We start from the raw sequence: 13,465 nt of genomic DNA on the forward strand, positions 1-13,465 counted from the left end.
GCTATCTCCGTGCTTGGGGAAGGAAGTTGAGGCTGGCGTCGGCGTCGCAGCGGACGGCGCTTTCGCGGACCTGCTCGAAGGCCGCGCAGCGCCGGTTGCCGGCGGGGTCCTCCAGGTCGGCGTGGGCGACCAGCCGATGCGGGCCCGACGCCCACGGCCGCGCCGGCGTAAAGCGCCACACCGCGTCGCCCTCGGCGAGGGAAGTCGTGCCGGGGACGCGGCGCCCGGTGGCGTCCACCACGGCGATCAGCGGCTCGCCGGAAGAACTGATCGGCGCACGCAGGTCGACGACCAGCGCGTCGCGACTGCCAACGCGCGGCTCGTTGAGCTGCCAGCCGGAGATGTCCAGCGGGCGCGACGCGGCTGTGGTGACCTGCCAGGCCTTGACAGCAGGTGCCTCGACGCCCGTCGGGTCGTCGACCTGCAGGCGAACCGTCTCGCCGGCATGCAAGGCGCGCCCGGCATCACGATTGGGCCCGACACCGCTCTTGACCCGCCCCGGGTCCATCAGGACGGTGATGCGGCGCCCGTCCGCGCTCGGCAGCGCAAGGTCCAGCAACGCGTGCTCGATCTGGCGGCCATCGGCATCGAGCAGCTTCACCCGCTCGATGTCGAACGGCAGCCGCTGCGGCTGCGCGAAGCGCAGTTCGATGCGCAGCAGGTTCTCGGGCACCGTCGGCCCCGCCGGGTGGATCTCCACGGTGGCGGCCCGTGCCGACGGCAAGGCCGCCAGCAAGGCCGCCGCGGCGAGCCAGGTCCTCATGGCTTGGGCGGGGCCAGGTCGGCATAGCCCTCGTCGGTACGCAGCATGCGGTGCACGTCACGCCAGCCGTCCTTGGGGCCGTACTGGAAGTCGGCGAAGTCGTACTCGTTGACGAAGTCGCTCAGCCGCAGGAACAGCCCCTTGCGCATCGACACCAGCTCCATCGCGCCGCTCGCCTCGTTGCGCCGCAGCGTGACGAGGAAGTCCTTGTCCTGGTTGCTGATGTGCGCCACGCCGGAGATGGGCACGTAGATGGAGTTCAGGCCCAGCCGCGGCTCCGTCGGCCACTTGATCGGCGTGGTGACGCCGGGCTTGGTCGACGCGTCCGCGATGTCGGCCACCGACATCAGGTCGGCCGACTTGTGCGAGTGCGTCAGCAGCACCATGGGCCCCTGGCCGGCGTCGAAGCTGACCATGCCGACCGGCGCGCTGCCCCAGCCGAACTCGGCAATCGTCTTGGCGGCGATGTGGGCGCCGTCCTTCAGGTCCTTCAGCGGGATGGTCACCAGCGGCGAGCAGGTGAAGGCCGCCACGAGCGTGGGCTCGCCGTTGAGGTTGGCGATCACCATCTTGCGGATGGGCGCCCGCGTCTCCAGCTGGTTGTGCACCGGGTGGTACATCTCGATGCTGGCGACCGCGGCGTCGCCCTTGAACGGGAAGTCGAAGACGCGCAACGCCGACGCGAAGCTGGCGTTGGACAGACCCGCCACGTAGAGCTTGCCGTCGGCGTAGGCCATGTCGGTCACCGTGTACGCCGCCATGGGTGTGTCGCGCCACAGGTGCTTGTCCGGCGACGGGATGTTGCCGATGGCCACCGACGTCCGCTGGCCACGGTCCAGCGGCACGACACCGACCTTGCCGGCCGTGTCCACCGTCACCAGCGCGGGCGTCGGCGTGGCGTTGGCCGTCTTGCCCTCCACCGACAGCGTGATGTAGGCCAGCTCGCTGCCGGGGCGCACGGCCATGTCCTCGAAGCGCAGCTTCTCGGGCGTGGTGTGCAGCGTCTTCGCGATGGCCCCGGACAGGTTCTTCAGGTTGAAGTAGGCCGGCACGCCGGGCGCCACCGGCGGCAGCGTGAACGCGTGCAGCTGGCCGCCGCGCCAATCGGAGATGACGACGGTGTTGGCATCGACGAAGGTCAGTGTGCCGGCGGACCGCACCGGCGCTGTCGCCGCCAACGCGGCGTTCATGCCGAGGGCCAGCGCCGCGGCGTAAAGCGTCCGGCGGACGCGACGGTGGAACAGGGATGGCGTTTGCGGATTCATGCGGAGTGCTCCTCGGGTTGTGGAGGCACTGTCGAATCGTTCGCGCCCGCCGCCCACTCTCCAATGGGTGAGGCCCGCGTCACCCGTCGGAGCCACGTCGGATGCCACGCCCGCCCGGAGACTGCGGTGGGAAACCACCTCTGGAGACTCCGATGCTTGCGCACGCCCTCGCCCGCCCACCCTCAAGAACCCTGCACCGCCTGACTGCGGCGCTCGCCCTGGCGCTGGCCAGCACCGCCAGCACCGCGCAATCCACCATCCCGGTGCTGCCGGAGACCTTCGCCGTGCGCGACGTCGAGGCCGCGGGTGCCACGCTGCACCTGCGCGTCGGCGGCCACGGGGACGCCGTCGTGCTGCTGCACGGCTTCGGCGAGACGGGCGACATGTGGGCGCCGCTGGCCACCGCGCTGGCGCAACGCTTCACCGTCGTCGTGCCCGACCTGCGCGGCATGGGTCTGTCGTCGCGGCCGGCCGGCGGCTACGACAAGAAGACGCAGGCGCAGCAGCTGGCGAAGGCGCTCGACACGCTGGGCATCCCCGCCGTCGCGCTGGTCACGCACGACATCGGCAACATGGTGGGCTACGCCTTCGCGGCGCAGTTCCCGCGCCGCGTCACCCGCTTCGCACTCATCGACGCACCGCTGCCCGGCATCGGCCCGTGGGAGCAGCTCACACAGCGGCATGCGGTGTGGCACTGGTCGTTCTGGGGCCCCGACGCCGAGCGCCTCGTGGCCGGGCGCGAGCGTATCTATCTGGACCGCTTCTGGAACGAGTTCACCGCACCCGGCAACCACTACCCCGAGGCCTGGCGCGAGCACTACGCAGCGCTCTACGCCCAGCCCGGTGCCATGCACGCGGCCTTCGAGCAGTTCAAGGCCTTCGACCAGGACGCCGCCGACAACCGCGCCTTCGCCGCCTCCGGCCGGCTGACGATGCCGGTGCTGGCCATCGGCGGCGAGCGCTCCTACGGCAAGCTGATGGCCACCATCATGCGGGCCGTGGCGGACGATGTCACCGAGCAGGTCATCCCCGGCTCCGGCCACTGGGTGCTGGAGGAGCGCCCGGCCGAGCTGATCGCCGCGGTGAGCGGCTTCCTCGACAACGAGGTCAAGCGCGCCGCTTCATCACCAGAATGAAGCTGGCCAGGGCCAGCGCGATGGCCGACATGCCGGCGGCAAATGCCGGCAGCAGTCGCAGCGACACGTCGGCCGCGATCAGCGCGCTGCCCAGCCAGGCGCCCGCCGCGTTGCCGACATTGAACGCCGACACGTTCAGCGTCGACGCCAGCGCCGCGGCGTCGCCCGCCTCGCCCACCACGTTGGCCTGCAGCCCCGGCACCACGGAAAACGCGGCCACGCCCCACAGGAACACGGCCGGCACCGCCAGCACGGGCGAGACGAGCGCCTGCGTGAGCAGCAGCTCCACCACCGTCAGCACGGCCAGGATGCCCACCAGCGAGGGCATGAGCCGCCAGTCCGCCAGCCGGCCGCCCAGCGAATTGCCCACCGTGAGGCCAAGGCCGAACAGGAACAGGCAGCCGGTGATGGCCGACGGCGACAGGCCGGCCAGCTGCGACAGCATCGGCGCGATGTAGGTGAAGCCCGTGAACACGCCGCCGAACGAGAACGCCGTCAACACCAGCCCCAGCAGCACCGGCGCGCGCCACAGGCCGCCAGGCCGTCCCGCGCCGTTGCCGCTCGTGGCGGGGCAGGCAGGCAACAGCGCGGCCACGGCGGCGAAAGCCAAGGCGCCCAGCACCACCACAGTCAGAAAGGTGGCCCGCCAGCCGGCCCATTGCCCGATCAGCGTACCCACCGGCACACCCAGCACGTTGGCCAGCGTCAGCCCGCTGAACATCAGCGAGATGGCGGACGCCCGGCGCTCGGCTGGCACCAGGCTCGTGGCGACGACCGCGCCGATGCCGAAGAATGAGCCATGGGCGAAGGACGCGATCACGCGTCCGACCATCAGCACGCCATAACCAGGCGCCAGCGCCGACAGCAGGTTGCCGGCGATGAACACGCCCAGCAGCGTGAGCAGTACAGCCTTGCGCGGCCAGCGCGCCGTGGCCCAGACGATGAGCGGCGCGCCCACCGCCACGCCCCCCGCATAGCCGGTGACCAGCAGCCCCGCGAGCGACAGCGACACGCCCAGATCCGCGGCCACGTCGGGCAGGATGCCCATGATGACGAACTCGGTCGTGCCGATGGCGAAGGCGGCAAGCGCCAGCGCGAGAATGGGCAGCGGCAGACGCGCCGCGCTCGGCGGCGTGGCGAGCGGCGAGGCGGCTTCCGTCATGGCGTGCCCGTCAGCTCTTGGCGAACTCGAGCAGGTCGGCGTTCAGCTGCTCGCGCGACGTGTCGCCCAGGCTGTGGCTGCCGCCCTTGTAGACCTTCAGCTGCGCGCCCTTCACCAGCTTCACCGTCAGCATCGCCGCGCCCTGGATGGGGACGATCTGGTCCTCATCGCCATGGATGACGAGGGTCTTGATGTCGAACTTCTTCAGGTCCTCGGTGAAGTCCGTTTCGCTGAAAGCCTTGATGCAGTCGTAGGCGTTCTTGAAGCCGGTCATCATGCCCTGCAGGTACCAGGACTGGATCAGCCCTTGCGACACCTTGGCGCCGGGACGGTTGAAGTTGAAGAACGGGCCGCTGGCCACGTCCAGGAAGAACTGCGCACGGTCGGCCAGATAGGCCTTGCGGAAGCCATCGAAGACCTCGATCGGCAGGCCCACCGGGTTGTTGGGCGACTTGACCATGATGGGCGGCACGGCGCCCATCAGCACGGCCTTGGACACGCGCTTGCTGCCATGGCGACCGATATAGCGCGCCACCTCGCCGCCGCCCGTGGAGTGGCCGACGAACATGGCGCCCTTGACCTCGAGGCGCGTGAACAGCTCCTCCACGTCGTCGGCGTAGGTGTCCATGTCGTTGCCGTTCCAGGGCTGGCTGGAGCGGCCGTGGCCGCGGCGGTCATGCGCGATGCAGCGAAAGCCATGGGATGCGAGGTGGAACATCTGCGCGTCCCAGGCATCGGCGCAGAGCGGCCAGCCGTGGCTGAAGGCGACGACCGGGCCGTCCTTGGGGCCCCAGTCCTTGTAATAGAGCTGGGTGCCGTCTTTCGTGGTGATGGTGCTCATGACCTTCCTTTGCGTGGTGGAGACCGGCGGCGTGGCCGCGGCAACCGGTGCGGGCGCGAGAGTCGCCACGAGCGGCACCGATGCCATCGCCGCCAACGCGGCCGCCCCCGTCAGCAGCTCGCGCCGCGCAGGGTCCATCTGCATCTCGTGCCGTGTCATGTCGCGCTCCCGTTCCGGTTGAATAGGCCCAGCCGTCTTGGCGGCTGAACGGCGACATCGTCGTTTTCAGCCCGGCCCGCGTCGCATCCCGGAAGGCTGGCGAGAACGGGTGCCAGCGTGCAGACCCGCCGGTCTGCCGGAAGAGAGAGAGACGCGCCTACTGCACCTGCAGCGCCACCAGGCGGCGGGCCTGCTGCAGGTCCGGCTGCGTGGAGCCGTCGTCGATGGCATTCAGCAGCGGCAGCAGCAACTCCATCGCCGCGGACCGCGCCGCGCCGTCATCGGCCGCCACCTCGCACAGGCTGATGGCGATGCGCAGCGACCAGAACCGCGCGCCCTGCTCCGCGCTGAGGTCGAACGCCTCGCGCAGCGCCGCGATGCAGCGTGTCCTGCTGGCTTCGTCCTGCGCATCCAGCCCAGCAATCGCAGCCAGGCGCAGCACCTCAGGCGTGCACCAGCCCACTTCGCCCTGGCCTGCCCGTTCGAGCATGGCGGCGTTCGGCGCCGTGGGCTGCAGCGTCGCGCAGATGTCCATCAGCAGCGCGTTCTTGGTGATCGCCTCTGCCTCGGGCGTGTCCGGCAGCAACTGCCGCCCCTCCAGCAGGCAGCGATAGATCTCCGCAAAAGGAAGCCAGTACGGCAAGCTGCCTTGTGTCGAGTGGTGCAGCAGCGCCGCGTTCCAGCGCTGCGCTGTGGGCAAATCCCCCTTCCATAGAGCAATGGGGATGGCCGACAGGGCCAGCGGCTGGCATTTCGCGTAGAGGTGGGCCTCCTCGTCCTCCACGGTGATCTCCTGCGCCATTGCCCAGGCCTGCCGGAAGTCGCCGCGCAGCCAGTGGATGCGCGCCAGCCGCATGTGCATGGACCGCGAGAACGGCATCGCCCCGTGGAAGCGCGGGTCCACCGTCTTCACGTCGAACCGTGCGACGCGATAGGCCAGCAGTTCCGCCGCGTCATGCTGGCCCAGTTCGTGCAGTGCGAGTGCGGAGAACCGGTCGCCAACGGCGATGGACAGCGGCTCGTGCACGCCGTGCGCCAGCTCGCGCACCTCCTCGCAGTGCGACAGCACCTGCAGGAAATCGCCCCGCCCGTAGTTGCTGACGCACAGCGCATAGAGCGCCTCGATCTTGTCCGCAGCGTCGTCGAACTGCTCCATCAGGCTCCGGTCGACGGCCGCGCCTCGCCGGTGGCTCACGCTGTCCGTCAACGCCAGGCCGGACAGGAAGGCCAGCGCCAGCTGCAGCCGGGAGCCCAACTGGGTGCCTTCCACGCCGGCGCGGCCGGCCTTGTCGACGGCGGCGTTCATGTGCAGCCGGTACTCTTCCAGCAGGCCGGCGGAGATCCAGGTCCACATGGACTTGGCCGTGATCTCGACGCCCAGCCGCAGGTCGTTCTCTTCCAGCAGCGCCCAGGTGATGGCGGCCCGCAGTTCGGCGATGGCCGACGCCAGCGCGGGCGTGCGGCGGTAGTGGGCCATCGCCTCCCGCGTCTTGCTGGTCTCCACCAGGCAGCCCAACGCGTAGAGGGCATGCCGGCGGTGCACCTCGGTGGCGTCCGCCGCGCTCGCCAGCATCCGCTCGGCGAACAACCGGGTCACGTAGAGCAGCCGGTGGCGGGGCACGCCGTTGTCCGTCATCTCCGTCACCACGAGCGACTTTTCGCAGAGGCCCAGCACGAGGTCCACCACGCGCTGCCCCGCCAGCCCGCCGCCGCTGGCCACCTTGACGGCGCCGTCCAGGTCGAACGCGCTGCGGAACACCGACAGCCGCTGCAGCACGAGCCTCTCGGGCTCGGCCAGCAGCTCGTAGCTCCAGTTGAGAACAGCGTGCAGCGTCTGGTGCCGGCTCATGGCCGTGCGCCGCCCGCGCGTGAGCAGCTCGAACATCTCCTCCAGCCGCTGCAGCAGAACCGTGAGGCCCAGGCCGTCCACCCGGGCCGCGGCGAGCTCGATGGCCAGCGGGATGCCGTCCAGCGACTCGCACAGCTGCCGCACCGCCGCCGCGTTGGCCGCTGTCAGCCGGAAGGCCTGGTTGGTGGCGCGTGCGCGCTCCACGAACAGCTGGATGGCCGGGTAGCAGAGCACGACATCGAGCGACAGCGTGGCTCCGGAGGCCGGCACGCGCAGCGGCGGCAGGCGAAACACCCACTCGGACTCGGCCTCCAGGGGCTCGCGGCTGGTGGCCAGGATGCGCAGCCGCGGGCACGCGCGCAGCAGCCGCTCCGCCAGAGTCGCCACCGCATCCACCACATGCTCGCAGTTGTCCAGCACGATCAGCGCCTGCTGGCCGCGCAGCGCGTTCTGCAGCGTCGCCCAGGGTTCGCCGCGCGCCACATCCAACCCACAGGACTGCCCCACCTGCACGACCACCAGCGCCGCATCGGACAGCAGCGAGAGATCGACGAAGAACACCCCTTGCGCATGCAGCGGGCCCTGGATCTCGGCGACCGCCAGCGCAACCGTCGTCTTGCCCATGCCACCGGCGCCGACGATGGAGACGAGGCGCTCGCGGGACAGCAGCTCGGCCACGGCGGCGATATCCGGCCCGCGACCGATGGGCCGTGTCAGGCGGCCCGGCAACCGGGATGACACCTCCAGCGACTCGGCCGGCATCGGCAACTCGGGCGGTGACTCGGGAGGCAGCGCTGTCACCTCGCCAACGAAAACATAGCCCCGCCCCGGCACGTTGGCGATGTATTGCGCACCGTTCTGCCCGTCGCCCAGCACCCGCCGCAGTGCGGACACATGGACCCGCAAGCTGGTCTCCTCGACCACCGTGCGCGGCCAGACGCGGGCCACCAACTCGTCGCGGCTGCACACCCGCCCGGCGTTCTCCAGCAGCACCTCCAGCAGGTGCAGTGCACGGCTGCCGGCACGCACCGGCCCGCCTGCATCGCGCAGCTCGCGGCGGACGGGGTCGTAGCGGAACGGCCCGAAGCCGACGGTTCGGGGCTGCGCAGGGGCGCCCTGCTCTGCCGTGTTGGAGTTCATGGCTGCATCGTCGCAGCGTCACGCCCCAGCAGCCGCCGGGCCTGCTGCAGGTCGGGCTGTGTCGAGCCGTCGTCGATGGCATCCAGCAGCGAGTGCAGCAGGTCCCGGCTGGCCGCCCTGTCCGCGCTGCCCGGTCCGGCCACCTCCCAGAGGCTGACCGCGATGCGCAACGACCAGAAGCGGGCATGCTGCGTCTCGCTGACGGCCAGCGCCTCGCGAAGCCCCGCCAGGCAGCGGAGCCGGCTGGTCTCGTCCTGCGGATCGAACCCGGCCAGCGCGGCCAGGCGCAGCACCTCGGGCGCGCACCAGCCGACATCGCCCTGGCGCACGCGCTGCAGCGTGACCGGGTCCGGGGCCACCAGTTGCAGGGCGGAGCAGACATCCATCAGCGCGATGTTCTGGGCCACCAGGTGCGCCTCGTGGCTGCCCGGCAGCAGCGGCCGGCCGTCCAGCAGGCAGGCGTACACCTCGCCAAACGACCGCCAGTAGGGCACGTTGCCGCGCACGGCGTGACGCAGCAGCTCCTGGTTCCAGCGTGCCGCGGCCGGCACGTCACCCTTCCAGATGGCGATGGGGACGGCGGTGAAGGCGAGCGGGTGGCACAGGGTGTAGACGTGGGCGTCGTCGTCGCGCGGCAGGATGTCCTGCACCAGCGCCCAGGCCTGCCGGAATTCGCCTCGCAGCCAGTGGATGCGGGCCAGCCGCAGCCCCATGGACACACGGTACGGAATGGGCGTCTGGAAGCGCGGCTCCAGCCCGTCGGCGTTGAACTGCATGACCCGGTGGGCCAGCGGCTCGGCTTCGTCGTGCCGACCCAGTTCGTGCAGCGCCATCACCGAGAAGCGTTCACCAAGGGCGATGGACAGCGGCTGCAGCTCGCCCTGCGCCAGCGCACGGATCTCCTCGGCGCAGCTCAAGGTGTTGCGGAAGTCGCCGCGCACGAAGGTGCTGCCGCACAGCCCGAACAGCGCGTCGATCTTGTCCGCCGGGCTCTCGAAATGGTCCACCAGGCTGCGGTCGATGGCGTCGGCGCGCCGGTAGCTCTCGCTGTCGGCCAGCGACTGCCCGGCCAGATAGGCCTGCACCACCTGCAACCGGACACTCAGCTGCTTGCCCTCCAGATCGACGCGCGGGGCCTTGTCGACGGCGGCGACCACGTAGGACCGGTACTCCTCCACCAGGCCCACCACGTTCCAGTGGTGCATGGACTCCACGACGGTCTCGATGCCGAGCAGCAGGTCGTTTTCCTCCAGCAGCGTCCACGCGAGGGCCGCGCGCAACTCGGTCACCGTGGACGCGAGCGCCTGCCCACGGTGCTGGCGCGCCAGTGGCTGGCGCACCGTTTTCATCGCCAGCGTGCTGTGCAGCACCCAGACGGCATGGCGGCGCTGCACGGCCAGGCACTCCGGACGGGACGCCAGCATGCGCTCGGCAAACAGCCGCGTGACGTAGAGCAGCCGGTAGCGTGGCGCACCGTCGCTGCCGGCCTCCGGCACCAGCAGCGACTTGCCGCACAGGCCCAGCACGCTTTCGATGACGCGCGGCCCTGGCAGGTCGTCCGACGCGGCCACGGCCAGGGCGCTGTCCAGCTCGAAGCTGCTGCGGAACACGGACAGGCGCTGCAGCACGCACTGCTCGGCCTCGGTCAGCAGCTCGTAGCTCCAGTTCAGCACGGCGTGCAGCGTCTGGTGCCGGCTCATGGCCAGCCGACGGCCACGCGTCAGCAGCTCAAGCGCACTTTCGAGCCGCTGCAGCAGCCCAGCCGCGCCCAGGCTGTTCATGCGCGCCGCGGCCAGCTCGATCGCCAGCGGCAGGCCGCCCAGAGACTCGCAAAGCTGTCGAACCGCCGCAGCGTTGGCCGCAGTCAGCTTGAAAGCGTTGCTTGCAGCCCGCGCCCGGGTGACGAAGAGCTGGATGGCGGGGTAGCGCAGCAGCGCGTCGACGTCCAGGGCCTCGGTCGGCGCCGGCATGCCCAGGGGCGGGAGGCGGAACACCCACTCGGCCTCAACCTCCAGCGGCTCCCGGCTGGTGGCCAGGATGGACAGCCTTGTGCAGCCGCGAAGCAGCTGGCTGACAAGCGCCGCCACGGCGTCGATCACATGCTCGCAGTTGTCCAGCACGATGAGCACCTGCTGGTCGTGCAGGGCGCTCTCCAACGCGGACAGCGCATCGCCGCGCGCGACGTCCAGCCCACAGGCATGGCTGACCTCGGTGGTCACCTGGGCCGGGTCCGCCAGCGTCGAGAGGTCGACAAAGAACGGCTCCTGTCCGTACAGCAGGGTGTGCTGCTCCGCAACGTCGAGGGCCACTGTCGTCTTTCCGATGCCGCCAGCCCCGACGATGGAGACGAGACGTTCGCTGGACAGCAGCTCGCGGATGCGTGCGATATCGGCTGCGCGCCCGATGAGCTGGGTCAGGCGTGGAGGCAGCCGCCCCACAGGCTCGGTCCGCGGAGGCGGGTCAGCCGCGGCTTCGGGCTGTGAGGCACGGACGTCGCCGACGAAGGTGTAACCCCGGCCCGGCACGTTGGTGATGTAGCGCGCCCCGTCCTGCCCGTCGCCCAACGCACGCCGCAACGCGGACATGTGCACGCGCAGGCTGGTCTCCTCGACCACCGTCTGCGGCCAGACGCGAGCGACCAGCTCGTCCCGGCTGTGGAGCTCGCCCGGACGCTGCAGCAACACTGCCAGCAGCTGCAGGGCCCGGCTGCCCACGCGCACGGCACCACGCCCGTCGCGAAGCTCGCGACGCACGGGGTCGTACCGGAACGGCCCGAAGTCAAAGGCCGTCGGCGGGTTGTGGGCGGCCTGCTCCGCCATGCTGGAATCCCCTGCAAGGAGTGAACCGCGGGAGTGTCGCTGCGGCACGGCCATACCGTGCGGCGCTCACGCGGGCCTGCAGCACCCCGCTGCAGGCAGGGCTCCATCATGGAAGAAAGCGCTTTCGACCGGGTGTGAATTACCGTGAATTCGCGCAGGCCGTGGCCCGCCGGGCGCCGGCGTCGGCGGGCGATGCGTGCGGACCGGTCAGAACGCCCAGCAGGAACAACCCAGCGCGCCCCAGAAGCTGCGAGCATCCGCCGCCGGTGCCTGGCGGTCCCACACGTGGGCGTGGGCATGAACACCGCAGGCGCTGGCGCAGCCGCAGCCCATCGCGGTGCGCTCGCCGGCACGCGTGAACAAGCCCGCCGCCGGGTTGCGGTGCTTGTAGGCCTCGAAGCGGCGCAGCGGGCTCCAGTCGGGGCTGGCCGGCGGCAACGGCGGCGCCAGGTCGTCAAACGGCCCGACGCCGTGGACAACCTTGCCGCCCATGACGGTGAGTTCCGAGTACAGGTCAGAGATGTCGCTCTCGCTGACGCCGAAGTAGTCCGCCGACAGCACGGCGAAGTCCGCGTACTGGCCCACGGCGATCTGGCCCTTGCGCCCCTCGTCGTGGCTGAACCAGGTGTTGGCCTGGGTCCACAGCCGAAGCGCGGTGTGGCGGTCCAGCAGGTTGCGCTCGGGCGTGAGCTGCAGGCCGCCGACGGTCTTGCCCGTTACCAGCCAGCTCAGGCAGACCCAGGGGTTGTGGCTGGACACGCGCGTGGCGTCCGTGCCCGCGCCGACCGGCACGCCGGCTTCGAGCATCGCCTTGACGGGCGGCGTGGCCTCGGCGGCGCGGGCGCCATAGCGCTCGACGAAATACTCGCCCTGGTAGGCCATGCGGTGCTGCACGGCGATGCCGCCCTGCAGCCTTGCGACGCGCTCGATGTTGGGCTGGGAGATGGTCTCGGCGTGGTCGAACCACCAGTGCAGGCCGGCGAAGGGCGTGTCGCGGTTGACCTTCTCGAACACGTCCAGCGCGCGGCCGATGGACTCGTCGTAGGTGGCATGCAGCCGGAACGGCCAACGCTTCTCGACCAGCAGCCGCACGACGTCTTCGAGGTCGTCCTCCATCTCGGGTGGCAGCTCGGGCCGCGGCTGGCGGAAGTCCTCGAAGTCGGCGGCGCTGAAGACCAGCATCTCGCCCGCACCGTTGTGGCGGTAGGTGCTGGTGCCCGACAGTGCCGGCAGCATCTCGGTCCAGCGCTCGAAGTCGGCCTTCTCGCCGCCGTTGTGCGGCGTGAAGAGGTTGTAGGCGATGCGTAGCGTCAGCTCGTTGTCGGCCGCCAGCTGCTCGATGACCTTGTAGTCGTCGGGATAGTTGTGGAAGCCGCCGCCGGCATCGCAGATGGACGTGACGCCCAGGCGGTTGAGCTCGCGCATGTAAAGCCGTGTCGAGTTGACCTGGTCCTCGGGGTCCAGCTTGGGCGCCTTGGCCAGCGTGGCATACAAGATCCAGGCGTTGGGCTGGGCCAGCAGCAGGCCGGTGGGCGTGCCGTCGGCGCGGCGCTGGATCTGGCCGCCGGGCGGGTTGGGCGTGTCCTTGTCGTAGCCCACGGCGCGCAGCGCGGCGGCGTTCAGCAACGCGCGGTCGTAGAGGTGCAGGATGAACACCGGCGTGTCGGGTGCCACGGCGTTGAGTTCATCCAGCGTGGGCAGGCGCTTCTCGTCGAACTGCTGTTCGGTGAAGCCGCCGATCACGCGCACCCACTGCGGCGCGGGCGTCGCGTCCACCTGCACCTTCAACATGGCCATCGCGTCGGCCAGCGTGCGAATGCCGTCCCAGCGCAGCTCCTGGTTGAAGCTCAGGCCACCGCGGATCAGGTGGATGTGGCTGTCGATCAGGCCGGGAATGAGACGCTTGCCCTGCGCATCGATGCGGCGCGTGGTGGCGCCGATCAGCGCCACCACGTCCGCCTCGTCACCCACGGCGACGAGTTGACCGTCCTTGACGGCCAGGGCGCTGGCTTGTGGCTGCGCCGGGTTCAGGGTCGTGATGCGGGCATTGGTAACGATCAGGTCGGCGCTCATGACTGCCTTTCCTCGGGTTGCTTGATATCGATGCCGGTGATCTTGGGCACGCAGGTCTGCTTGAACCATGCGACGCTGACATGCTCACCGTTGAGCAGGCGCTGCGCCATCGTGCCCAGCTGCTCGCCGGTGGCGATGCCCAGCAGGCCGAGCAGCGCCACGGCGGGCGGCGCGGGTGACTTCACGTGCAGCAGCGCGTAGATGACGCCGACCAGCAGGCCCGCAGCCACCGACAGGAGATAGAGCTTCATGACAGGG

Annotated in this window: 9 protein-coding genes; 1 reads left to right on the plus strand and 8 read right to left on the minus strand. The window is 70.2% G+C overall.

Translation table 11 applies throughout. The annotated features are described in order from the left end of the window. Window position 1: 1 nt before the first annotated feature. Entirely contained in the window at window positions 2-763 is a 762-nt protein-coding gene (locus ACG04R_RS21370; protein WP_394415591.1) for an Ig-like domain-containing protein, read from the minus strand. Continuing rightward, entirely contained in the window at window positions 760-2,028 is a 1,269-nt protein-coding gene (locus ACG04R_RS21375; RefSeq protein WP_394415593.1) for a hypothetical protein, read from the minus strand. Before ACG04R_RS21375 ends, ACG04R_RS21370 begins: the two co-directional genes overlap by 4 nt. Window positions 2,029-2,180: 152 nt before the next feature. Between ACG04R_RS21375 and ACG04R_RS21380 the strand changes: the two genes are divergently transcribed. Then, a complete protein-coding gene (locus ACG04R_RS21380; protein ID WP_394415595.1) occupies window positions 2,181-3,164 on the plus strand; it encodes an alpha/beta fold hydrolase in 984 nt (327 codons plus the stop codon). Here ACG04R_RS21380 and ACG04R_RS21385 read toward each other — a convergent pair. The 6 genes from ACG04R_RS21385 to ACG04R_RS21410 all read right to left on the minus strand — a co-directional run bounded on the left by ACG04R_RS21385 (window position 3,136) and on the right by ACG04R_RS21410 (window position 13,458). Further along, window positions 3,136-4,278 (minus strand): MFS transporter, encoded by a 1,143-nt coding sequence (locus ACG04R_RS21385; protein WP_394415815.1) that lies wholly within the window; start codon window positions 4,276-4,278, stop codon window positions 3,136-3,138. The genes ACG04R_RS21380 and ACG04R_RS21385 overlap by 29 nt on opposite strands. Before the next feature lie 58 nt (window positions 4,279-4,336). Then, entirely contained in the window at window positions 4,337-5,326 is a 990-nt protein-coding gene (locus ACG04R_RS21390) for an alpha/beta fold hydrolase (protein WP_394415597.1), read from the minus strand. Window positions 5,327-5,483: 157 nt separating this feature from the next. Then, window positions 5,484-8,315 carry an ATP-binding protein gene (locus ACG04R_RS21395; protein WP_394415599.1) on the minus strand — a complete coding sequence of 944 codons (2,832 nt, stop codon included), beginning with the start codon at window positions 8,313-8,315 and terminating at the stop codon, window positions 5,484-5,486. After that, window positions 8,312-11,134, minus strand: a complete 2,823-nt coding sequence (locus ACG04R_RS21400; protein WP_394415601.1) for an ATP-binding protein — start codon at window positions 11,132-11,134, stop codon at window positions 8,312-8,314. Before ACG04R_RS21400 ends, ACG04R_RS21395 begins: the two co-directional genes overlap by 4 nt. A 207-nt stretch (window positions 11,135-11,341) precedes the next feature. Then, the gene (locus ACG04R_RS21405; RefSeq protein ID WP_394415603.1) at window positions 11,342-13,207 is read right to left on the minus strand and encodes an amidohydrolase; all 1,866 of its coding nucleotides are present in this window, start codon (window positions 13,205-13,207) and stop codon (window positions 11,342-11,344) included. Further along, entirely contained in the window at window positions 13,204-13,458 is a 255-nt protein-coding gene (locus ACG04R_RS21410) for a XapX domain-containing protein (RefSeq protein ID WP_394415605.1), read from the minus strand. The genes ACG04R_RS21405 and ACG04R_RS21410 overlap by 4 nt, the downstream gene beginning before the upstream one ends. Window positions 13,459-13,465: the final 7 nt, after the last annotated feature.

This window comes from Pelomonas candidula, assembly GCF_043555985.1.
GTDB classification, from domain to species: Bacteria; Pseudomonadota; Gammaproteobacteria; order Burkholderiales; family Burkholderiaceae_C; genus Pelomonas; species Pelomonas candidula.